Source organism: Streptomyces lacaronensis (genome assembly GCF_047337785.1).
Lineage (GTDB): Bacteria > Actinomycetota > Actinomycetes > Streptomycetales > Streptomycetaceae > Streptomyces > Streptomyces lycopersici.
This window is the reverse complement of the sequence record NZ_JBLHDK010000003.1, coordinates 4,286,923-4,310,081: the sequence shown is the minus strand read 5'-3', so window position 1 is coordinate 4,310,081 and position 23,159 is coordinate 4,286,923. Positions and strand designations below refer to the sequence as shown.

Sequence of the window (23,159 nt, the reverse complement as noted above, 5' to 3'; positions counted from 1 at the left end):
GCCGCTAGCCGTCCCCCGGCAAGCCCGCGCGCGCCGCCAACGCCTCGGCCCGGTGGGAGTTGGCCACCCACGACTCGGGCAACTCGATCCATTCTCCCAGCCCCGACTGGTACGGCACAGCAACCGCGCCCAGCCTCGGCGGCCGAGCCGGGTCGCTCTGCGGGCACAGCAGCCACAGGCCGCGCCCGCCGTCCCGCGCCGCGTCGGCCAGTCGTTCCAGGACCGCCATCGCGTCGTACCGTGCGAACGCGCCCGCGTCCGTCAGCAACACAGGAGACCCCGAGCCCGACCCCCGCGCCCCCGACACCAGCTCCCGCAGCCGTGGCTCCACCGCGCCCCAGCTCGTCCGCGCGTACTCACCGAACCGCATCGCCGCCTTCGAACCCGGCTCCGCCGCGTCCGCGCGCAGGATCGTCTCCCACGTCGGCTTCGGCCGCGGGTCCACCTGCTCGTGCAGGGCCCGCACAAACAGATCGGTCACCGACACCGCCTCCGCACCGAAGCGGTCCGTCGTCAGCTCGCACACCGCGCGGCTCGCCAGCCCCGTCCGTACCGTCAGCACCCGGAAGCCGTCCCGGCGGGCCGAGGCCAGCAGTCGCTCCTCGGCCACCGCCGCGCCCGCGAGCTGCGGGTCGTCGGAGTAGCGGTGCGCGGTGAGGACGCCGGTGGCCTGGCGGGCGGCGTCCGACGACAGGTACGTGGACTGGCCGTCCCGCTGGCGCGGGATGTAGCGCAGCGTGCCATGGCCCTCGCGGGTCTTCAGCTCCAGGTCGAACCCGGCCTCCCGTAGCGCCCGCGTCAGCGGCCCGTCCGTCGGCAGCGCGTGCCCGCGCCGCTCGTTGAGCAGCTCGGGGAAGCGGGCCCGTACCCGCTCGTGGATGTCCTTGGGCGTCAGCCCCGGCTGCCGCTCGTCCGGCATGCCGGGGACGCGCGGTACCAGGCCGGCCTGGGTGAGGCGCAGCGCCCGTACGAGCGACAGATCGCGGGGGTAGATCTCCAGGCGGGGTGTCGCGGCGGCCCGGCGCGAGGCGGCGGCGGCGATCTCGACGATGCGCCGCTCGTCCCACTCCACGGCCGGGCTCGGAGGCGTAATGGCGCCCAGCTCGGCCAGCACCGTGGCCGCGGTCGGCAGGGTGTCGAGGTCCGCCAGCCGGTCGGCGTGCTTGCCCAGCTTCTGGGCGTAGTGGAGCAGACCCGGCCCGGACGGGGTCTCGGGTGCGTCGTCGGGGCCGACCTCCAGGGCCAGGAGCCCCGCCCCCATGCCCTCGTCGGCCGCGTCACGGTTCGGCGCGTGCTGGAACTCCGCCTCATCCGGTACGAGTTGCTCGACCTCGACCACCGCGCGTACGGCGGCCAGCGCGAGCGCCCGGCGCTGCTCGCGCTCCGGGAGCTGGGTGCCGCGACGTACGGCCAGGGCGTCGGCGATCTCCGCCGCGGAGGCGACGCGGCCCAGGTCCCGCAGCAGACCCAGGATCTCGGCGCGCAGCACCCGCACCGCCGGGTGCTTCTTCCACCGGGTGCGCTGGTTCTTCAGCATCTGCGGGATGCGGCCCGCCGACAGCCCCAGCGCGCTCGCCACGTCCTTCTGCTTGGGCCAGACGCCGATGTCGGGCAGCGTGCCCCGCTCATCCGGGAGCCGGAGCAGCAGCCGCACCATCTCGCACTCGTTGCGGTTCCCCTCGTCCTTCTTCAACTCCGGTACGAAGATGGTCGCGAGTGTGTCCAGGGTGACTCTGCGCAGGGCGCGTTCCGGCAGGCCCTCCGCGTCGCCGTTCTCCGCGATCGCGGTCGCGAGGGCGGCCTCCGCGACCGACAGTTCCTCCTTGGCGTCCTTGCGCCCCTCGGGGGTGAGCGGGGCGGCGGGCTGTTCGGCGAGCCGCTGCCGCCACTCCTTGATGCGGCGGAGGACTTCCTTACGAGTCTTGGCGCCCAGGCCGGGCGCGTTGACGAGCTGGTGGCGGCTGTAGTCGAGCAGGCCACCGACATCGTTGACGTGCAGCCCGTAGACGAAGGACTGGGCGGCCGGGCTGAGTCCCGAGGCGGAGATGGGGGTTTCGCGATCGGCTTCGGCTGCCAGCCGGTCGCGCTGCTGCTCGGCGCTCTCCTCCTCGGCGGCCGGGATCGGAGCTTCCTGGGCCTCCGTCGGCGTCTCCCCGGTGCCGCCCGTACCGCCCGTACCGCTCGCACCGCCCGGCGCGGCGGTGGGCTGACGGGAGCGGCGCGACGACGGCTTCGCCTCGTCCATGGCCAGGAAGATCTTCTTCCAGGCGTCCCGCATCGGCTTGAGATCGGGATAGCGCTGAGCCGCGTCCCGGTGCAGGGCCTTGCGGAAGAAGTCGACGAGACCGTCGCGCACCGCCGGGTCGAAGGCATCGGCCGCGATCTTCGGGTACGGCTCCTTCTTGGCGTTGGTCTGGCGCGGCGAGACCCGGCCGTCGCCCCAGACCGGAAGCTCCCGGGAGGCCATCTCGTGGAGGGTGACGGCCAGGGCGTACCGCTCGGCGTGCCCGTCGTACACCGAGCGCTCGGTGAGCGTGCCGATGAACGGGTCCAGATAGCCGTCCGTCCCGGCCCCGGTCTCCTGCACCGGATACGCGGCCAGCGAGAAGTCGATGAGCACCAGCTCACGGGTGCGGTTCGGACGGATGCGGATCGCGATGTTGTCCGGCTTGATGTCGCGGTGCCACACGCCCTCGCCCTCGAGGAAGTCCACCGCGCCGAACAGGTAGTCGCCGTATGCCTCGAGCTGGTCCACGGACAGTCGGCCGAACTCCCGGAGCTGGCGGGCGACGGTCTCCTCGCGCCGCCTGCTCCTGCGCTCCCCGGGCCCGGCCGGTTCGCCGTCCTCGGCCTCGCGCTCGTTGCCGACGTACTCCATGACGAGGACGGTGCGGCCGCCGATGCGCTGCGGCTCCGGCTCGACGAGGCGGATGATCCGCGAATCGGGGCGCAGCCGTCCCATGATCTCGGCCTCGCGGGCGAGCATCTCGCCCTTGCTGTCCGAGTTGGCGACCTTCAGCACCGCGAGGGTCTTCGAGAAGCGCACGTCCGGGCCTGCCGTCAGGTCCCGTACGAGGAACGCGCGGCTGGTTGACCCCGTACCGAGGCGGCGCCTGACCTCCCAGCGGCCGGCCAGCACATCGCCCGCGACCGCTTCCAGCGGGTCCTTCTCGGGCTGGGCCGGCCGTGCGGGCTCCGCGGGGGCGGGTTCGGTCAGGTCCGCCTCGACGACCTCCAGCATCTCCAGGAAGTCGTCCACCGAGTCCAGTCGGTGGTCGACGTGGTAGGCGGTGGCCGCCTGCACCAGCTCGTCGATGTACCCCGACAGGCCGTCCACCACGGCGCTCGGCCGCAGCCCCTCGCCCGCCTCGTACCGGGCCAGCAGCTCGGCCTGGCTGGCGGCCGGGGCCTTGCCGGTGGCCAGCAGATAGGTGAGGACGCCGAGGCCGTAGATGTCCAGCGCCACGGGGTCGGCCTTCAGCGCGGTCAGCTCCGGGGCGAGATACGGGTCCGCGCCCTCCGCGAGATGGGCGCCCGCGCGCGAGAGCGTGGTCGGCGCGAACCGCTCACCGCTGCTCGGCGTGCCGGACCCCGGGCCGCGCTGGACGGCGACCTGCCAGTCCGAGATCTGCAGATACGGGGTGAGCCAGGCCGACTCCTCGCCGTTCCCGTTCCCGATGCAGTTCGCGTTTCCGTCCGCGCCCGCCGCTTGCTTCCGGGGACGGGGCATCACATGGATGGCGCGGGCCGCGAGCGTGCGGTGGTAGATCCGGCGGCCGTGCGCCGAACGCACCGTCTCGGCGAGCTGCCGAACCAGCGCCATGCGGCTGAGGATGTCCAGCTTCTCGCCGTACTGCGCCAGATACTCGTCCAGGCGCAGCGTCCGCGGATCGAAGTCGAAGATCAAGGCGGGGCCCGCCGAGTGCCCGGACGGGTCGTACTGCTTGAGCTGGACGACCCCGGGATGCCGGAAGCGCCGCAGCACCGCGGCCTCGCGCCGCGCCGCCCGCTCCACCGAGGCCCGCAGCTCGGCGTCCGAGCCGCGCTCCCGCAGATAGACGCGGATCCGGGCGGCCTCGGGCAGCTCGCTGTGCCGGGCCAGGTAGTCCGCCCAGGTCGGGCCCGAGTCGAAGGACTTCCGGTGCAGCAGGTAGGGGCCCACCTTGTACTCGGCGTCGCTCCGGCCGATGCCCACCCGATCCAGGGCCGACGTGATCCGGCGCGACCGGGTCCGGTCGATGCGGCGGCGCTCGTCGTGAGGAGGTTCGGCCAGCATCTGGGCGAGCTGGTGGATGGTGTAGAGGCCGTGCTGGTCGTGGGCGGGCAGCCGGTTCTTCAGCGAGGAGTCGGTGAAGCAGACGGCCTCCGACACCCACACCCGCTCGCCCTCCTGGGCCAAGAGCTGCGCCAGTTCCTTGGCCTTCTTGTTCGCCAGATGGAGCGGGTTGCCGTGGGTGATCTGCCGCCCGCTGGGCTGGGTCTGCAGCCAGGTGCCGTTACGGGACTCGACCGAGCCGTGCCAGTCCTTCAGCTCGACCAGATACACCCCACCGGGGGCGACCACGAGCAGGTCCACTTCCCTGACGTGGCCGCTGTGCGCGGTGAAGGTGAAGTTCGACCAGGCCCGCCACGGATCGTTGTCGGGGAGCTTCTCCCGGATGGCCTCCAGCCCCCGGCGCTCGTGCTGGAACTCGGATTCGGTGACCGTGACCCACCGGCCGTCCCGCATGCGCCATCCCCGCTTCGTGTCTGTCGTCGATCTGTACCGATTGCGGCTGCTCGGCAGCAATATCCCCGGCCCAGATCGTATCGGTTACGAGGTGGGAGGCGGCAGCGCTGCGACCTGCTGCCCGCAGGGGGGCCTGGGACCGTCGTAGCGGGAGGGGCTGAGTGGGACACATTGTCCTAAGTGATGCGATTTATTCGATTTTGCCCTGACTGAGAGAGCCTCTGTTGTGAGCTGACGACGCTTCAGTCATTGATATTATTATCTGTTCATGGCGACGCGGGGCTGCGTCGACCAGTGCGTCAGCAATGTGCATCTGACCCCTCAGCTGTATGGAGACCGCTCCGTGCCACCACTCCTCCGCATGTCCGGACTTTCCCTGCTGGAGCGCAGCAACGCCGGAGTGCTCGTCACGGACCTCACGGAGCAGTACCGATCCGCATTCTTCAAACGCCCTTCCTCCAGGGAGCAGCGGTCCTGGGAGAAGAGTCTCGCCGCGCTGGGGGAGGTTCTGCGTGACGCCGGGCTCGGCCAGGTGGAAGTGCTGATCGAGCAGCAGTTGCCCTTGTCCAGTCTGCGTGCGGACGCTGTCCTCGCCGGCGTGCATCCGGAGACAGGCAAGCCGTCGTACGTGGTCGTGGAGCTGAAACAGTGGAGCGCGGCAAGGCTTGTGCCGTCCACGGACGACCTGTGCCTCGTGGACAAGCTCGACGACCAGGCTCGACTGCATCCCGTGGCCCAGGTGCGCCGTTACTGTGACTGCCTGCAGAATTTCACCAGCGTGCTGGAATCGGGAAATTATGACGTTTCCGGGATCGCTTACCTACACAATGCCGATGACCAAAAGGTTGTGGAGCTGTTCAGGCTGCCCGACGCTCGCGCGCAGCTCTTCACGAAGACGACGCGCGGCGCATTGATGGAGCATCTGCGGCGCTGTCTCGCTCCAGCGGCAGGAGGCTCGGCTGCGGACTTTTTGCTGGACAGTCCCCGTGAGCCGAGCCGCCCTCTGATGGATGCGGCCGCAGACGAAATAATAGACGGTGGTGAATTCACGCTCCTGGACGGACAGCAGGTCGCTTTCTCTCTGGTCAAGCGTGCGGTGGACTTGTCGCGTCAGTCCGATACGAAAGAAGTCATCGTCGTTTCAGGGGGGCCCGGTTCCGGGAAAAGTGTCATCGCCGCGCAGGTCATGGGGCACTTGGGCCGGAGTCGCCGAAGCGTTGTGCATGCCACCGGTTCCAAATCCTTCACCACTACGCTGCGGACGGTGGTCGGCAAGAGGAATGGGAGCGTTGCGGAACTGTTCAAGTACTTCAATAGCTTCTCGGAGGCCGAGCGTAACGGGCTCGACGTCTTGATCTGCGACGAGGCGCATCGAATCCGGGAAATCTCCCATACTGGAGAAGGTCGGCAAATAGATGAACTTCTTGATGCGGCCAGGGTTCCGGTCTTCCTGCTCGATGACTACCAGGGCGTGCGTCCTCGCGAAATGGGCAGCGTCAAGAAGATAAGCGATGCCGCCGACGCGCGTGGACATATTGTCCGACGCGTCGACTTGAATGAGCAATTCCGCTGCGGCGGTAGTCGCGCATATGAGCACTGGGTCCTTCGTCTTCTGGGGCTTGAGCCCGGCGGGCCTCTGCCGTGGACCAATGAGGAAAATTTTCAGGTATATGTCGCCGACTCCCCTCAGGAGATGGAGGATTTTCTCCGAGTGCGGCAGGAGGCCGGGCTCACTGCCCGCATGACGGCAGGCTTCTGCTGGGGCTGGAGCAAACCGAAAGCCGATGGAACCCTGGTCAGCGACGTGGCCATCGGTGAGTGGCGCAGGCCCTGGAACGTCGATAGTGAGCGATCCCTGAACGGAGCGCCCGCTTCGTCGCTGTGGGCCACCGATCCGGCGGGCTTCGGCCAGATCGGTTGTATCTACACCGCTCAGGGCTTCGAGTACGCCTGGAACGGGGTCATCTTCGGTAAGGATCTGGTGTGGGCCGGCAATAAGTGGCGCGGGAACCAGACGGAAAACAAGGACACGTCCGTCGCCGCCCGAACGAAACCGGCTGAATTCGAGAGACTCATCCGCCATACCTACAAGGTTCTTCTTACCCGTGGCCTGGCGGGGACGGTTCTTTACTCCGATGATCCGGACACGCAGGCCATGCTGCGTGAGATGGTCAACACTGACATCCGTGCTCCGTGGCCATCGGGAGATGTGGAAGCTTCTCCAGGCATGGAGCGCTGATGTCCACCACCGCGTACATCTACGTCTCCAAGCCCTCGAGCGGCAACCTTGAAATTGGGCTCAGCCGCGGCCTTTGGGGCTGGCACACCAGCGGCCTGGACCGTGCCAACGCGCGCGCCGCTGTCCAGTCCCTGAAGGAGGGCGACCTCATCGTCTTCGGGTACGGGGGGCCCGCGAACCGTGTGCCGCCCGGAGAGTGGGCTGACGTCAGCCTCCGGCGCGTCATCGTCACCAGGGTCAACAATCCCTACTTCGTCGAGCGCACGCCGGTATGGCCGGACGCCGAATACCCCGAGCGCATCGGGATCGACGTTCTCAACGAAGAGGAGGACGTCCACGGTAGTGCTTTGGGCGCCGAGGGCATGGAAGCTCTCCGGCTGTCCTCGAACAAGCAAGGCGTTGCCATCCTGCAGGCGGGTACCGCGGTTGTCGCGAACCTGGCCGATGCCCTTCCCTCAGTGGAACGCGGCTCGGGGGACGGCAGCATCGATCACGACGGGGAGGAAAACGCGGTCGCTCAGGTGCTCGTCCGCCGCGAGCAGGCCAAGCTCCGCAGACGCCTCCTCAACGGCGCCACGCAGGCCACGTGCGCCCTGTGCGGACGCACCCTCCCCGTCCGCTTCATCCGTGCCGCCCACATCAAGCGTCGCAGTGCCGCCAGCCGCGAAGAGCGCCTCCAGCTCGCCAATGTCATGCCGGCTTGCCTCCTCGGCTGTGACGAGCTCTTCGAACACGGTTACGTGCACGTCACGAGCGACGGCAGTATCGCCGTGAGCGGCAAGGCGAACACCACCCCGGACCTCGCGGAAGCGGCCAAGGCACTCGAAGGACGGACAGTCGCCGAATACGGCCCCAGCCGGGAACCCTTTTTCACCTGGCACTGCAACAACGTCGCCAGATGAACTCAGTGCGGAGAGGAAGCGCCTCGTGGGGGCCCCGCTTCGAGTTGACGAAACACTCGTGACCTATCCCCTGATGTCCGGGGTCGGCGGTTGTTGCGGCCGCAGCCGGACCGCCAGGCGTGCAGTAGCGGTGCGAGCCGACTTCATCAGGCAGCCAACCGCTGATGTGGCTCTAGGCCGTTTTGCGTGGCCGCCAGACAGCCAAGTCGTGGGCGGCGCTCTGCTGCTCGGTTGGTCCGGCACCCCGAGAAATTCCAGCACCACCTGGACGAACTGCGGACCTCTTTTGGACTCGCCGCAGAGACGAGCAGGCAGATCCTCGTGACGGTTCCCGACCTCGACCGCCTGCCCAGCAAGCCCGGCCGCTCGATCAGGGACAAGCTACGAGCCGCACAGCATCTCAGCGATGGCGGGCGCGCGTACGACCTTGTGGTCATCCACCGCGATTCGGACGGGCCACCCCGCGGATGTTTGCCGCAGAGAGAGCGCCGAAGCCGTGGCCCAAGTGAGCCCGGGTTTGGGGCACCTACCGGTGATCCCTGTGCGGATGCTGGAAGCGTGGCTGCTGCTTGACCACGCCGCGATCCGTGAAGCGGCAGGAAATCCCAACGGCAGAGTTGCGGTTGGTTTGCCCAAGGCGGCCCGGGCCGAATCGGTGGCGGAGCCCAAGGCGCTGTGCAGGCAAGCGCTCGCCACAGCCAGCCAAGAGAACGGCCGGGGCCTGAGGAAGCGCCATGTTGAGCCGTGTATGACCGGAGCTCGACCGGGCGCCCCGCTGGATGGGGTACGCCCAGCGGGGGCCGGGTGCTGAAGCCTGAGATTGCGGGGCTACGGCTCAGCCGAAGTTCACGTCACTGCACAGGAAATACGTCTGGTCCATGTGCGACGCCTGCCAGATCGTGTAGACGACGTGGCGGCCGGTGTAGCCGGAGGTGCTGACGTCGATCGAGTAGTTCTGGCTGGGGGCGTACTTGCCGGTCGTGGCGACCAGTTGCAGGTCACTCCACTTCAGCGGCTGGGTGGTGGGGTCGTAGCCCTGGCGCGACACATACACCTTGAAGTAGTCCGCACCGTGGCTCGCCTGGTCGTACAGCTTGACGGTGAACTTGCCGCCGATGTTCGTCGTCTGCCAGGCGCCCGGCTTGTCCAGCGAGTTGTAGCGGTCACCCTCGGTGTGGCCACCGCTGCACAGCTGCCCGTCCGGGATCACCGCCGGGAAGTTGCCGGCGGAGCCGTTGCGGTACAGCCCGTTCCAGTTCCACATGGCGTTCGGGTTGTCCTGCCACGCCTGCCAGCACATGGGGTCCAACTGCGCCATCTCGGGGTTCTGGAAGTCGTCTCCCCAACGCAGCCAGCAGCCGTAGTTGCGGGACGCGGGGTCGACGACGGACCCATGGGCGCTCGCGGTGGTGGACCACGGGATCAGACACAGCAGCGCCGCGGCCAGCAGACCGAGTGCGCGAGATGCCCAACGTAAGGAATTGCCGCGTTCATGACAAATCATTTCGCGATCTTCCTCCATCGTCCTAGGGGGAGTGGGAGAGCGGTGGGAGCGCTCCCAAACGGGGGATTTCCCCGAGCGGGAACCCTCGAAACGTGGAGCGGGGGGCCGCGCACCAAAAGGTCCTGGCGGTGGCGGTTTTTGCCAGCCGCGCCAACTACCGCCCCACGAGCGACGGTTGGCCGCAGCCGCACGTCCGCCCACCGACAGCCCGTCAGTGGCACCCACCCCCACCCGGGGTAGTCGACACTGCATGGGCAAGATTCTGGTCGGCACGTGTTCATGGACGGACCGCGCTCTGGTGTCCAGCGGTTGGTACCCACCCGGGCTGCGCGACGCGGAGGGGAGACTGCGGCACTACGCCGCCCAGTTCCCGGTGGTGGAGGTCGACGCCACGTACTACTCCCTGCCCAGCGCCCGCAACAGCACCCTGTGGACCGAGCGCACCCCGGACGGTTTCCGCTTCGACGTCAAGGCGTTCTGCCTCCTCACCGGCCACCCGACAAGCCCGAACTCCCTCCCCGCCAATCTGCGCGACGCACTGCCCAGACGAAGGGGCGGACGCCCGAGGCCCGCTGACATCGATCCGGGACTGCTCGACAAGGTGTGGCAGCGTTTCAGCGGAGCGCTGGAACCCCTGAAGAGGTCAGGACGGCTCGGCACCCTGCTCTTCCAATTCCCGCCCTGGTTCACCCCCGGCGACGCACGGTCAAAGGCGTTCCTCGCCCAATGCGCGCAGCGCACGGCGGGCTGGCCCGTCGCCGTGGAGTTCCGCCACCCCGCCTGGTGGCAAGGGGACGAGCGGGCCAAGACCGAGGCGGCGCTGAGGGACTGGGGAATGTCCGCCGTGGCTGTGGACATGACCCAGAAGCTGCCCACCTCCATACCCCCGGTTACCCCGGTCACCGCACCTCACCTGGCCGTTGCCCGCTTCCACGGCCGCAACGACGCCTGGGGCACCGGCACCAAGGAGGAGCGCTTTCGCCACACCTACGCCCCGGAGGAACTGACGGAGTGGATTCCCCGCCTCCAGGCGATGGCCGAACAGGCCGACGAGGTCCACGCCCTGTTCAACAACTGCTGCGCCGACGCCGCCGTCCGTGCTGCCGAGTCAATGCGGCATCTGCTTGAGGCACCCGTGGGCCGGGGTGACGGCGTGGCCGCCCACCGGGGACCGGCGGGCGAGCCTTTGTAGCCATGCCGACGGCCGTGGTGGCACGGCATCGACGCAGGTCGCCTGCTCGGACGGGGCTGGTCGCTCCCCGTGAACGGGACGTCGGCTGTCGGTCCACGCGGGCCATGACCCGATCGGCCATCGCCCGCCGCCGGACTGGCTCTACCCTATGGCCCGTCGCTGCCGCACGGTCCCCAGGAGTCCGCACAACCCCGGTGATCAATCGGTGGCCGTAGCCCTCACCAGCCGGGGCCGCGGGGGGCAAGATCTGGAAACCGGACCGGAGCACGGGGCTGGCGAAGCATCACACGCACAAACGACAGCAGAGGGAAAGAATCATGCAAGGCCTCACTGAGGAGAACCTCAAGCTGCTGGCCGGCCCCCGTTCTTACGAGCGTGGGCTCGGATATCTGGACGCATTGTCCGGGGTTGAGGTCGGTGACGGCTGGGTTACCGCGAGTGTCCACGGCACGGAGCGGTACGAGGTGGAGTTGACGCTGGACGGGCCCGGCGGGCTGTCCGGTGAGTGTGACTGCCCGTACGGCATGGAGGGCAACTTCTGCAAGCATCTGGTCGCCCTCGGCCTGACCGTGCTCGCCCAGCGGGAGAGCCTGCCGAGGCAGCGGAAGGCGGCCCGGGACCGTGCGCAGGACCTTGACGGGTGGCTGTCCGGTCTGCCCAAGGACGAGTTGCTCGCTCTGGTGCGGGAACAGGTCGGCGAGGACTGGCAGTTACGGCGCCGCCTGGAGCTTCGGGCCGCGAGTTCTCGCGGGGACCTCTCCGCTGTCCGTGCCCGTATCCGCGATCTGCTCGACATCGGTCCGTTCGCGCGGTACGGGTACGTCGAGTACGCCGATGCCCGCGCCTACGCCGACCAGGCCGGTCAGGCGGTGTCCGCGATCGGCGCGCTCACCGGTTCGGGCCGGGCCGACGACGCGATCACCCTGGCGCGGGAGGCGATGCGGCTGCTGGCCGACGCGGTGGAGACGGTCGACGACTCCGACGGATGGCTCGGGCAGGTCGGCACAGACCTCGCCGAGGCCCACCACGAAGCGTGCCGTTCGGCCCGCCCCGACCCCGGGGAGCTCGCGCGCTGGCTGGTGGGCCATGCGCTCGGCGACGTGGACGACGGCCTCACGGACATCGACCCGCTCGACTACGAGGAAATCCTCGGCGAAGAGGGGATGGCCGTCCTGCGGAAGCTGGCGGTCGAGGCGTGGCGGGGCAACCGCCGCGGCTGGGCGGAGAAGTACCTGATGGAGCGTCTGGCCAAGGCGGGAGGGGATGTCGACGCGGTGATCGCCGTGCATGCGGCCGACCTCTCACCGAACGGTCATACGCACCTGGTCATCGCCCACGAGCTGGACACCGCCCGGCGCTTCGACGAGGCCCTGCGCTGGGCGGAACGCGGCATTCAGGACGCCCGGGACCTCGCCGCCGTCGACACCGCCCTCGTCGACTACCTCTGCGACCGCTACAACCAGGCGGATCGGCTCCCCGATGCCGTCGCCCTGCGCCGTGACCACTTCGGCGCCCGCCGCACCCTGCTTACGTACCAGCAGCTGCGAGCCGCCGCCCGGGCCGCGGACTGCTGGCCGGCCGAGCGCGAGGGGGCGCTGGCCCTGCTGCGTGCTGACGCAGAGCAGCAACAGCACTCTCGCTACGGCGGCCCAGCCCTGATCGACGCCCTGCTTGATGACAAGGACACCGACGCGGCCTGGCAAGCCGCCACCGAGACCGGCGCCCACGACCAACAGTGGCTCACGCTCGCCGACCAGGTCCGTGCCGCCCGCCCCGCCGACGCGCTCGGCGTCTACCGGCGCCTGGCCGAACCCCTCACGAAGCAGACGGGCAACGCGATCTACGAGCAGCTCACCAGCCTCCTGCTGAGCATCCGCGACTGCCACCGTCGCTTGGATACCCAGGACGAGTTCACCACGTACCTCACCGCCCTGCGCGCCGACCAGAAGCGCAAACGCAACCTGATGCGACTCCTCGACCAGCACGGCCTGTGAACCCGGGTTTGTGCTGTGCAAGGTGCTGAACGGCGTGGCTGACCGCCTTGCGCCCTTCCGGCCCGGGCGTGAGCGGGCTCAGGCGAACAGCGGTGCCAGCGTCTCCTCGCCCGCCAGGATCCGCCATGCCGGCACCCGCACCGTCCGGCCCACCTCGCACGCCTTCGCCCCGTGGCCACCGGATGGCAGCCCGGTGAGCAGATCACCGCGGGCATGCGTCAGCCGCAGGTGCCTCGCCAGGTCCCGGCCGGGCGGCGGGCCCGCGTCGATCAGTACCGCCGTGTTCTCCCCCTCCACCGTGTAGACCAGATCCACCGCATGTCCGCCGACGACTGCCGCGCGCTCCAGATCGGTGATGCCGTGCTCACCGAGGTACTGCTGAAGCCGGTCGGCGAGCTCCTCGCGGAACGCGGATGCTGAACCGGCCGCACCCTGCCCCGCGTCGATGACATGCCCGGCGCCGGGGCCGTGGTCATCACCGGCCCCCGCCCCCAGCAGCGCGGAGCGCCCGGCGACCATCGACGGAAGACCGCTCTGCCCCTGCCAGAAGGCGTGGCTGCCCACCGTGATCAGCTGCGACTTGGCTCGTGTGATCGCCACGTTCCACAGGTTGACCTGGCTTGCCACCCAGTGCGTCGTCCTCGGCGGGGTGTTGAGCGTGGCCACCGGGCTGAGCACCATCACATCGCGCTGTCCGCCCTGGAACGCGTGCACCGTCCCCACCCGCACCCGGTCGTCGTCGCGCCACACCCGCGCCAGCGCCTGCTTCTGCGCCCGGAACGGCGTCACCACGCCCACCGTCGCGTCCTGCGGCAGCCGCGCGAGCAGTTCGTCCACCACCCGCCGCACGGCCCCGGCCTCGGCCTCGTTGCGCCAGGACTGTCCGTCACCGCCCCGCGCCGACTCGCCGCCCGGCACGTCCACCCAGCCGAGCACCGGCGCCGGATCGGCCGCCCCCACGGGGTCGAGTGCCGCAACCTGCCGCCGTACGTCGGTGAGCACCTGCAACTGGCCCGCGTAGCAGTAGCCGTTGACGACATCGGCGATCCGCGGGTGGCACCGGTAGTGCTCGTCGAGCAGCAGGGCGGTGTCGCCGTGCTGCGCGGCCGCGTGGTATGCGGAGTGCACGTGGTACGTGAGCCGATGGTCCTCCAGCTGCGCCGCGCTCAGCCCGGCCCGGACCCGCGCCTGCCGCTCCTGCTGCGGTGCGATGTCGGCGATGTGGCCCAGCTGCATCGGGTCGCCGATGATCAGTGCCCGCCGGGCCCGGAAGAGCAGCGGCAGCACCGACGGTATGGAGCACTGGCTTGCCTCGTCGATGACGACCAAGTCGAACAGCTTCGGTGCGAGTTCGAGCTGCCGCACCGAGTGGGTGCTGATCGCCCACCCCTTGAGGTGAGCCATCAGGTTCTGCTGGCTCTTGCGGAATCCCCGACGGCTCCGCAAGGCCTGGAGCCGCTGCCCCATCAGTCCTTGTGCCCGCGACAGTGCCTCCGCTGAGACGGCCCGGGACAGTTCCGCGGACAGCTCCGACAGGACACTCGCCGTCTCCAGCCGTGCCTGCTTCAGCCCGTCTTCGTCCCAATCGGTATGCCCGGGTACGAGCTCCCTCAGCCGGCCCTCCACGGCCACCGCGTCCGCCAGGGCCTCCAGCAGCTCCCGCGGCACGGGCTGCTCGTTCGCCCACCCCGGCCACGGCGGGCCGTCCCCCTCCGGGGTGTCGGCCGCCGCCACCAGTGCGGCCAGCGCCCGTGCCCTGCGCCACCCGCCGAGCAGCCACCGGCGGGCTCCGGCCGCCTTCCGGGCCCTGCTCTCCCAGCGGCCCAGCGCGGCCGTACCGTCCCCGGCCGCCGTTGCCGCCCACGCGGACTCAAGCAGCGTCAGCGGCAGCTCCAGCGCGGCCGCCCGTTCCTCCCGTTCCCGGAGCAGGTCCAGCAGCCGCCCCTCCTCGCCGACACGGCGTTCCGCCTCCTCCCGTTGCCCGGCGGCCCGCGCACGGGTGTTGCGCAGTTCCCCGCCCACGGTCGCCGAACCCCGCCGCGGGGCCTCCGTGGGCTCGCCGAGCAGCCGCTCCAGCTTCTCCGCTTCCTTCCCCAGTGCCTTCGCGTTGCCCGTCCGCATCATGAGCCCCGGCGCGATGTCGTCGCAGCGCTTGGCGACGACGTCCACCGCCTCGTTGTTCGTGGACGCGACCAGCACGGATTGTCCGGCGGCGACACAGGTGGTGACGGTGGCCGTGACCACCTCGCTCTTGCCCGTGCCGGGTGGTCCGGTGGCCACCGTCAGCGCCCGTGTCATCGCCGAGGAGACCACCCGCTCCTGGCTCTCGTTGCACGGCCCGGGCGCCACCACGACAGCCGGGGAGCCTGCCTCAGCGTCCGCCTCACCGCCGCTCAGCAGCGCGTCCAGCGCGGTGCCGGGGATCTCGCCGGTCCGTGCCGACATCTGCAGCAGGTTGTCCAGCAGCCCCTGGGTCGCGTTCGCCTCCACGCCGGACGGCACCAGCAGGACGGCCGCGTTGTGCGCGCCCGGTCGCAGGGCCTGCATCACCGTCCGTTCGCTGAGCCCGGATGGATCGAGCGGTTCCAGCTCCGGCAGCTTCAACTCCTCCAGCAACTGCCGTACGGCCCGCAGCATCTGTGTGTCGTTGCCCTCCTGCCAGGTCGGCTGCCAGCCGGCGACGAGGTCGGCCGCGTCGTCGGCGTCCAGTAGTTCCGAGACGACACCGGTGTGGAGGGACGGCACCCCGGTCGGCCGGAGTACGTCCTGGCCGTTCTCGTCCGGCGCGAGTTCCATCTGCTGGACCAACAGCGGCGCGATCGTCACGGGCGTACGGCGTCCCCGGCCGCCTCCCTCGCGTACGGGGAGCGTGACGGCCGGATAGCCGTACCAGTACTCCTGCTGTGTTCCCGCGTCGCCGTCGCCGTCGCCGTCGCCCTTGCCCGGCCGGGCCTGCGGCCTGGGCAGTTGCCCGGGAGCCCGAAAACTCGAGCCCCGGCCCGACTGGATGACCTCCTCGCCCCTGGCCAGCAGGAAGTACCCCGCATCCCGCCCGCTGTCGCGGTCGGGCAGCATCCCGGCCGCCGCCTCGGCGGTGAGGCACCGCACGTAGTAGTGCAGCAGCCGCTGCCAGTCCACCCCGTCCCGCGCGTCCAGCGTCGCCAGATCTCGGGCCTTCAGCAGGGCGGGGGACGGCTGTGCCCCCTCCGTCGCGTCACACGGCAGGGTCGGGAGGTGGACGGGGCGCGCCACCGACCGAGCGAAGGGCAGGCTTCGGGTGGCCCGGATCGTGGACTTGGTGGGGCGCTGCTCCTCCGGCACGCCGTTGCGCGCCATCTGCGCCGTCAGGTAGTCGAACAGATCATCCGGAGTGATCCATCCGCCGCCCTTGACCCGCCCGTTCCGCAGGCCCTCCACGATCTCACCGGTGAACCGGGACGTGCCGAGCGTGGAGCCGGGTGGCGCCATCGCGGAGGCGGACTGCAGCGCGTCGGACGCCGTGATGAAGTACACGCCGGTCGGCCGCAGCAGGGTACTGGGCACGGGCCGCTCATCGGTGCCTCCCGGGCCGCCCTTGGCGGTCCAGCCCTGGACGACGGACCCGCTGGAGCAGCAGTCCAGCAGCACGAGCTTGGACGCAGCACGGCAGGACTGGAGCATCCGCTCCAGGAATTCCGCCGGTACGGCCGTGCCCGGCAGGTCGTCGGGGTCCGCGTCCCGGGTGAGGAAGTACAGCTGGTTGTCGTCCTCGCAGAACTCGCCGTGCCCGCTGAAGTACAGCAGGGCCGTCTCACTCGGCTGCCGCTCCTCCAGGAACGTCTCCACGGTGTGCAGCATCTCGGCGCGGGTCGGCTCGGCGACCATCGCGCAGTCGTTGTACATGCCGATCTCGGTGTTCTCCAGCACCGCCCGCAGGTAATGCAGGTCCGCGCGGACGGGCGGGAGATCGGGGTAGGCGTCGCTGTCGTACGTGGAGACGCCGGCGAGCATGGCGTACCGGTCGTTGTCGGTCATGCGCGCTCAGCCCGCCGCCGCCGTCGCGTCGCCGTCGTCACCCTCGTGGCCGTCGGCGGGCCCGCCGACGCCCGCGAGGAACCGCTCGATCCGCTCGTCGTCCTCGCGCGCCTCCTTGCCCGTGATCTGGAGGGTCGCGCCGTCGGGCCGCCTGGCGACGATCGTCCGCTGCGGCAAGCGGGCCAGCCAGATCTGCACTGCGGACGCGACCAACGAGCCGGCGCTGATCAACACCCCGACCGTGTCGACGGACAGCCCGCCCTTGTCCATGCCCCCGAGCTTCGTGTCCTCGGGCGTGCGCTGCCGGGGGACGTCCAGGGCCGCGTCCGGATCGGCGTCGGCGAGCTCGGCGAGGAGTTCGCGCGCCTCCTTGCGGGCGCGCAACGGGTCCTCGTCGACGATGGAGATCCGGTATCCGGTCCGGTCGTTGGACGTGGTGGTCACGGTGCTTCCCCCCCTGGGCTTCCGTGGTGTGGTCGGGCCGCATGGGCTCACGCCCACACGGAGCGCACGAGGTTAGTCCCCGGGACTGACAACGAGCGCGTCCATTGCCGGAAACCGATGGGCATGGACCCGAAAATGGCCGGCCGGTGGCGGTTACGCGTCCTTCACAGGAGGCGTAGCTGGGCCCTTACGGTCTTCCTCGGTCCGCTGTCGCGCGGGGTGACCGACAGCGGGGCGTCAGTTGGGCGACGATGAGCGGCCCCGCGCAGAAGTGACCCCACGGTGGCGGTCCCGGGACATGTGCTTGACGGACTGGTGGTCGTCACCCATGAGCTGGACCCATGGAATGGAAAATCGGGCGCCCGCACCGAAGCGCTGGCACCTGGGACCGACAAACGCGGCGAAACCATAGCCTTCTTTTCCCGTTCCTTGGGTGCCCCCGGCGGGGGACGCAGCACATGGGGGCGAACCGAGCCGTTGTTGGGCGGGGAGCTGGTGATCCAGACGACCGTCCCGGTGCCGGTGCCCCGAGCGCGCACGTAGCCGACCGGCGCTCCGACCGCACCGCGTGGGAGCCACCTCGGGCGGCTCCCACGCCACCACCAGGCGGCTTGGCCGTGAGGCAACTGCATTGTGTAGCAATGGCCCGCTCGACCACCTCAACCGGAGGCGGGCATGGCCCGCGTCAGGGAGGCTGACCCGTCCGCGTTATCCGAGCGTCGGCTGGGGAGATCGGCCGAAGAACTGGGTCATCACGTCGCCACCACGGGGGCGCGCACACGGACATCACCGGCGTGCCCGCTGTTTCGGGCAAACTTGCTGATCACACCGGGGGACGACAGGAATTGAACCTACCCCTGATCCCATGGCCTCAGACAGCGAGTGCTCGACCTGGCTGGCACATATGACCACGGCTTTGCACATGCCATACCTCAGCTTGGCCGAGCCTCGTTCACGCCTTCATATGATGAACCTTTTGCCATACGTTCGTTCGGTCGAGGGGGCGTCGCATGGGCACCGGGGGCGGCGGCAAGGTTCTGGACATCAAGGTGGCGGACATCAAGTCCGTCGCGCCGACCTTTCATCACCAGGCGGTGAAGCTGAGTGAGGCGCTGACCACGCTGATCTCGACGCTGGACGGCTATGGCGAGCCGTGGGGGGATGACAAGCCGGGGAAGGACTTCGGCAAGCAGTACAAGCCGAACCAGAAGCACATCGAGTCGGCGGCCGGCATTCTCGTTCTCGGGCTGACCAGCATCTATGAGGCGATGAACGACATGGCCGACGGGCATGTCGACAACGACAAGCTTATCGAGGGCATGTTCACCAAGGCCAAGCACGGCTCCGGCCATGGGCCGGGCGCGGGCGGGCATCGGTGAGTTTCGGCAGCGATATCGAGGACAAGGCCAAGGCCCTGCTGATGAAGCTGGGCATGTGGTGGCCGGATGCCAATTCCGGCACGCTGCGCCACGCCGCGGACGCCTGGCGGACGTTCGCCGACAGCGTGGACGATGTGCGGGTCGCCACCAACAAGGCGGCCACGACGCTCATCCACCACAACAAGGGCGAGGCGATCGACGCCTTTGAGACCTTCTGGGGGCGTTACGCCAAGGGTAAGGACGAGGGCTGGCTGAGCAACCTCGCCAAGTCGGCCCGGAACATGGCCAAAGCGCTGGACAAGTTCGCCGACACGGTCGATGACGCGATCGAGAAGCTGTGGACGCAGATCAGCATCGATGCCGTCGCACTCGTTGGCGGCGGGCTGCTGACCATCGTCACCGGGGGCGCCTCCGATGGAGTAGCGGCGGAGATCATCGCCATGGCCGCCGGCCTGGGCGTCGCCGTGGAGGAGTCGGTCGCCATCATCGCGGCGGAGATGCTGACTGGCGCGGTCTTCACCAGTGTGCTGTCGGTGACGATCGACGCGGCGGTGGCCCAGCCGGTGAAGATCGCCCTGGGGCAGCAGAAGGGTTTCAGCCTGGACGAGGTCAACCAGGCCGCCAAGGACGGCATGATCGACGGAGGCATCTTCGGCGCCGGGCTGGGGGTGCTCAAGCCCGGTGTGACGCCGAAGCTCACCGGCGTCCCGGACCTGCTCAAGCCGCCGAAGGTGCCCTCGATGCGCCCGAATCTCGTGGAGGAGGGTCCGGCCGCGCGCCCGGCCAAGAAGTGCCCGTGCACGGGTGAGCCGATCGACATCGCGACGGGCGCGATGCTGATGGAGCACGCCGATCTGACGCTGCCTGGTTCGTTGCCGCTGGTCTTCGAGCGCACCCATGTGTCCTCGTACCGGGGCGGGGTGTGGTTCGGCCCGACCTGGGCCAGTCTGCTGGACGAGCGGGTGCAACTGGACGCGGAGGGTGTGGTGTTCGCCGCCGCGGACGGGATGCGGCTGGTGTATCCGGTGCCGGAGCCGGGGGTGCCGGCGCTGCCCGTGAAGGGCGCGCGGTGGCCGCTGGAGTGGGACGGCAAACCGGACGGTGTCATGACGGTCACCGATCCGGAGGCGGGTGTGGTGCGGACGTTCGTCCGTCCCGCCGCCACGGAGGAGCCGGGCGCGGTCTACCTGGCCCTGGAGAGTTTGCAGGACCGCAATGGCGCGCGCATCGACATCGAGCGCGCTCTGAGTGGCGCCCCGCTGGCCGTGCGTCACTCCGGGGGCTACTACCTGGCCATCGACACCGAGGGCGAGCGGGTCACCGCGCTGCGGCTCCTCGACGAGCCGCCGTCGGTCTACGAGCCGGAGCGGGGCCGTGGGGGCGGCACGGTGGTGATGCGCTACGGCTACGACGAGGCGGGCAACCTTACCGAGGTCATCAACTCCAGCGGCGAGCCGCTGCGGTTCACCTACGACGGTGAGGGGCGGGTGACGTCGTGGACGGACCGCAATGGCACGTCGTTCCGGTATGTGTACGGGCCGGACGGGAGGGTGGTGCGTACCGAGGGCAGCGACGGTGTCTTCAACGGCAGTCTGGAGTACGACGACGAGGCGCGGACGACGGTCTACACGGATTCGCTCGGCCACGCGACGAGGTATCGGTACAGCGCCGACGGTCAGCTGGTCGAGGAGACCGATCCGCTGGGCCACACCACGCTGACGGAGTGGGACGCGCGCGGTGACCGTAAGGTCGCGGTGACGGATCCTCTGGGCCGTACCACCCGCTATGGGTACGACGAGGACGGCAACCTGACCGGCGTCACCCTGCCGGACGGGGCGCGGGCGGAGGCCACGTACAACGCGTTGTGCCTGCCGGTGGAGGTCACCGAGCCGGGCGGCGGGACGTGGCGCCACACGTATGACGACACGGGGAACCTCCTCTCGACGACCGATCCGGCGGGGGCGACCACGGCCTACGGTTACACCGAGCGGGGCCATCTGGCCGAGGTGACGGACGCGCTGGGTAGCACCACGCGTCTGACCCCGGACCCGGCCGGGCTGCCCATTGCCGTGACGGACCCGCTGGGCCACACCACGACCGTCCGCCGGGATCCCTTCGGCCGGGTGGTCGAGGCGACGGATCCGCTGGGCCGTACGACCCGTATGGGTTGGACGACCGAGGGCAAACCGGCGTGGCGCCAGGAGCCGGACGGGACCCGGGAGAGCTGGACCTGGGACGGCGAGGGCAACCTCCTCACCCACACGGACCCGGCGGGCCACACCACCCACCAGACCTCCACCCACTTCGACGTACCCGCGACCCGTACGGAGCCGGACGGCGCGAGGTACGCGTTCGCCTACGACACCGAGCTGCGCCTGACCGAGGTCACCAACCCCCAGGGCCTGACCTGGACCTATACCTACGACCCGGCGGGCCGGCTCACCTCCGAGACCGACTTCAACGGCCGCACCCTCGGCTACACCCACGATGCGGCGGGCGACCTGCTGACCCGCACCAACGGTGCGGGCGAGACGTTGTACTTCACCCGGGACGCGCTGGGCCGCACGACGGAACAACGCGACGAGGCGGGCGCACGGACGACGTATGCCTACGACGCACAGGGCGCCCTGACGCGAGCGGCGAATCCGGACGTTGAGCTGACCTTCGAACGGGACGCGCTGGGCCGAGTCCTGTCGGAAACGGTCAACGGCCGGAGGACGACGTACGCGTATGACGCCGTGGGCCGCCGCACCGAACGCACGATGCCCTCGGGCCTGAGAAGCGTCTGGGCCTACGACGAGGCAGGCCGCCCGGCCGCACTGCGTACGGGGGCGGCCGACACCCTGACCTTCACGTACGACGCGGCGGGCCGCGAGACGGAACGCCGCGTCGGCGAGGCGGTGCGACTGACGCAGACTTGGGATGGGACAGACCGCCTCACGACCCAGACAATCACCGAGGGCCGTGGCAACGAGGCGGACCGGATCCTCCAACACCGCTCCTACGCCTACCGCGCGGACGGCTACCTCACCGAGATCCGCGAACTCACTTCCGGCACCCGCCGCTTCGACCTGGACCCGGTCGGCCGCGTGACGGCGGTCCACGCGCACGGCTGGACCGAGACCTACGCCTACGACACGGCGGGCAACCTCACGAATGCCACGGCCCCTGCCCACGCGTCCCCCGGCGACCGCGAGTTCACCGGCACCATGATCCACCGCGCGGGCCGCACCACCTACGAACACGACCCCCAGGGCCGCCTCACCCGCCGCACCCGCAAACTCCTCAACGGCCAGACCCGCACCTGGACCTACACCTGGAACGCGGAAGACCGCCTGGCGGACGCGACAACCCCGGACGGCGACCACTGGCACTACACATACGACCCCCTCGGCCGCCGCATATCCAAACAACGCCTGGCCGAGGACGGCACGGTGGCGGAATCGCTGACCTTCGCGTGGGAAGACACCCGCCTCGCCGAACAATCCACACCGGAGGGCAACCACACCACCTGGGACTACGCCCCGGGCACCCACCGCCCCCTGACCCAAACCGACCACACGTCACTGGTGCGCGAGCCCGGCGAATCCCTCATAGAGAAATTCACCGGCGCCGATGACGACACCACACCACGCTTCCACGCCATCATCACGGACTTGGTCGGCACCCCAACGGAGTTGGTCACCGCGGCCGGTGACCTGGCCTGGCAACACCGCACCACCCTCTGGGGCACCCACTTCCCCTCCGGGACGAGCACACCAACGGTCGACTGCCCCCTCCGCTTCCCCGGCCAATACGCCGACCCCGAAACGGGCCTGTACTACAACTACTTCCGCTACTACGACCCGGAGACGGCCCGCTACGTTACCCCCGACCCTCTGGGCCTGGACCCTGCCCCCAATGCGGTGACGTACGTCCATAACCCTTACACCTGGAGTGATCGCCTAGGCCTGGCAGGCTGCGGTGATGGTGCCAAAAATAACCCCGCGCAGCCGCGTGTCTACGGCCCGCAGCGTCCCCCTGGAACGGGCGATGATTGGGTGGCGAGAACTGCCGATAACGGCAAGGGAAGCGTCTGGCAGGCTCCTGGTGCCAAGGGCAATGCTGACATGATTCGAGTGATGAATCCGACCGATAGATATCCCGACGGGTATGTGCGTTTCTATAATAAGCACGGTCAGCCGATAGGTTTGAACGGGAAGCCTGGCTCGAAGGCTGAGACACACATTCCCATGAATCCCGACGGCACGTATTCACTCCCAGCAGGATGGTAGGCGTGGACCTGAACCTCCGAGGCCAATCAGTCACCCGTGTCTGCTTCGACGCGGCTTTCACGCTACTCACCAGCGAGGATTACGAGGTGCGCGTGGAGGCCGATGCAAGCATCCAGGCGCCCGGTGGAGATCTTGTGGTGTTTGATCCCGAATCCCCAGGTGCCACTGCTGCCCAATTGGTGAGCCTCGTGCACGATACGATTACCTCGGCCGAGGTGGGAAGCGTTGGAGATCTGCTTATCTCGTTCGAGAGTGGTGCGGAATTGGCCGTGGCTCCGGATTCCGATTACGAGGCATGGGAGCTTGTGGGGCCGAACCGGAGTCGAGTGGTATGCATGCCGGGTGGCGAGATCGCACGATGGAGCGAACAGTAGCCCCGTGAGTGGTGCCGCGCTTCTGGTGCGCGTGATCGCAACTGGGCGAATCCATGGGGTGGGCGTCGGATAATTCGTCGAAGAGGCAGATCAGGCAGTGAAGGCTGACTTCAT

At 69.2% G+C, this 23,159-nt stretch carries 11 protein-coding genes; 7 read left to right on the top strand and 4 right to left on the bottom strand.

Annotated features, from left to right (window positions below; all coding sequences use genetic code 11):
* Window positions 1–4: 4 nt before the first annotated feature.
* Window positions 5–4,729 carry a BREX system serine/threonine kinase PglW gene (gene pglW / locus ACMTAK_RS18105; protein ID WP_413807182.1) on the bottom strand — a complete coding sequence of 1,575 codons (4,725 nt, stop codon included), beginning with the start codon at window positions 4,727–4,729 and terminating at the stop codon, window positions 5–7.
* 268 nt (window positions 4,730–4,997) lie between these two features.
* On the opposite strand from pglW, the gene ACMTAK_RS18100 reads away from it, so the two are divergent.
* Both ACMTAK_RS18100 and ACMTAK_RS18095 read left to right on the top strand, forming a co-directional pair.
* Entirely contained in the window at window positions 4,998–6,968 is a 1,971-nt protein-coding gene (locus tag ACMTAK_RS18100) for a DNA/RNA helicase domain-containing protein (protein ID WP_413807181.1), read from the top strand.
* Window positions 6,968–7,870, top strand: a complete 903-nt coding sequence (locus ACMTAK_RS18095; protein WP_413807180.1) for a hypothetical protein — start codon at window positions 6,968–6,970, stop codon at window positions 7,868–7,870. The genes ACMTAK_RS18100 and ACMTAK_RS18095 overlap by 1 nt, the downstream gene beginning before the upstream one ends.
* Window positions 7,871–8,705: 835 nt before the next feature.
* Here the strand turns inward: ACMTAK_RS18095 and ACMTAK_RS18090 are convergent.
* On the bottom strand, window positions 8,706–9,374 hold the full coding sequence (locus tag ACMTAK_RS18090; RefSeq protein ID WP_413807179.1) for a lytic polysaccharide monooxygenase auxiliary activity family 9 protein: 669 nt from the start codon (window positions 9,372–9,374) through the stop codon (window positions 8,706–8,708).
* A gap of 250 nt (window positions 9,375–9,624) precedes the next feature.
* Between ACMTAK_RS18090 and ACMTAK_RS18085 the strand changes: the two genes are divergently transcribed.
* Together ACMTAK_RS18085 and ACMTAK_RS18080 are read left to right on the top strand one after the other, a co-directional pair.
* Window positions 9,625–10,566, top strand: a complete 942-nt coding sequence (locus ACMTAK_RS18085) for a DUF72 domain-containing protein (protein WP_413807178.1) — start codon at window positions 9,625–9,627, stop codon at window positions 10,564–10,566.
* Window positions 10,567–10,883: 317 nt separating this feature from the next.
* Window positions 10,884–12,560 carry an SWIM zinc finger family protein gene (locus ACMTAK_RS18080; protein ID WP_413807177.1) on the top strand — a complete coding sequence of 559 codons (1,677 nt, stop codon included), beginning with the start codon at window positions 10,884–10,886 and terminating at the stop codon, window positions 12,558–12,560.
* Between the two features lie 78 nt (window positions 12,561–12,638).
* Here ACMTAK_RS18080 and ACMTAK_RS18075 read toward each other — a convergent pair whose 3' ends face one another.
* On the bottom strand, window positions 12,639–16,574 hold the full coding sequence (locus ACMTAK_RS18075) for a caspase, EACC1-associated type (RefSeq protein ID WP_413807176.1): 3,936 nt from the start codon (window positions 16,572–16,574) through the stop codon (window positions 12,639–12,641).
* A gap of 6 nt (window positions 16,575–16,580) precedes the next feature.
* On the bottom strand, window positions 16,581–17,018 hold the full coding sequence (locus ACMTAK_RS18070; protein WP_413807175.1) for an effector-associated constant component EACC1: 438 nt from the start codon (window positions 17,016–17,018) through the stop codon (window positions 16,581–16,583).
* A gap of 1,010 nt (window positions 17,019–18,028) precedes the next feature.
* Here ACMTAK_RS18070 and ACMTAK_RS18065 point away from each other — a divergent pair.
* Genes ACMTAK_RS18065 through ACMTAK_RS18055 form a run of 3 tightly spaced genes read left to right on the top strand, consistent with a single transcriptional unit; the run spans window position 18,029 to window position 23,045 of the window.
* The gene (locus tag ACMTAK_RS18065; protein WP_413807174.1) at window positions 18,029–18,397 is read left to right on the top strand and encodes a hypothetical protein; all 369 of its coding nucleotides are present in this window, start codon (window positions 18,029–18,031) and stop codon (window positions 18,395–18,397) included.
* Window positions 18,394–22,671 carry a DUF6531 domain-containing protein gene (locus tag ACMTAK_RS18060; RefSeq protein ID WP_413807173.1) on the top strand — a complete coding sequence of 1,426 codons (4,278 nt, stop codon included), beginning with the start codon at window positions 18,394–18,396 and terminating at the stop codon, window positions 22,669–22,671. The genes ACMTAK_RS18065 and ACMTAK_RS18060 overlap by 4 nt, the downstream gene beginning before the upstream one ends.
* 2 nt (window positions 22,672–22,673) lie before the next feature.
* Window positions 22,674–23,045 carry a DUF6188 family protein gene (locus ACMTAK_RS18055; RefSeq protein ID WP_413807172.1) on the top strand — a complete coding sequence of 124 codons (372 nt, stop codon included), beginning with the start codon at window positions 22,674–22,676 and terminating at the stop codon, window positions 23,043–23,045.
* Window positions 23,046–23,159 lie beyond the last annotated feature (114 nt).

What these genes read in the sequence shown, in the direction of transcription:
- ACMTAK_RS18065 (WP_413807174.1), top strand. Translation starts at nt 18,029, where the DNA reads ATGGGCACCGGGGGCGGCGGCAAGGTTCTGGACATCAAGGTGGCGGAC.
- ACMTAK_RS18085 (WP_413807178.1), top strand. Translation starts at nt 9,625, where the DNA reads ATGGGCAAGATTCTGGTCGGCACGTGTTCATGGACGGACCGCGCTCTG.
- ACMTAK_RS18090 (WP_413807179.1), bottom strand. Translation starts at nt 9,374, where the DNA reads ATGATTTGTCATGAACGCGGCAATTCCTTACGTTGGGCATCTCGCGCA.
- ACMTAK_RS18100 (WP_413807181.1), top strand. Translation starts at nt 4,998, where the DNA reads ATGGCGACGCGGGGCTGCGTCGACCAGTGCGTCAGCAATGTGCATCTG.
- ACMTAK_RS18075 (WP_413807176.1), bottom strand. Translation starts at nt 16,574, where the DNA reads ATGACCGACAACGACCGGTACGCCATGCTCGCCGGCGTCTCCACGTAC.
- pglW (WP_413807182.1), bottom strand. Translation starts at nt 4,729, where the DNA reads ATGCGGGACGGCCGGTGGGTCACGGTCACCGAATCCGAGTTCCAGCAC.
- ACMTAK_RS18080 (WP_413807177.1), top strand. Translation starts at nt 10,884, where the DNA reads ATGCAAGGCCTCACTGAGGAGAACCTCAAGCTGCTGGCCGGCCCCCGT.
- ACMTAK_RS18095 (WP_413807180.1), top strand. Translation starts at nt 6,968, where the DNA reads ATGTCCACCACCGCGTACATCTACGTCTCCAAGCCCTCGAGCGGCAAC.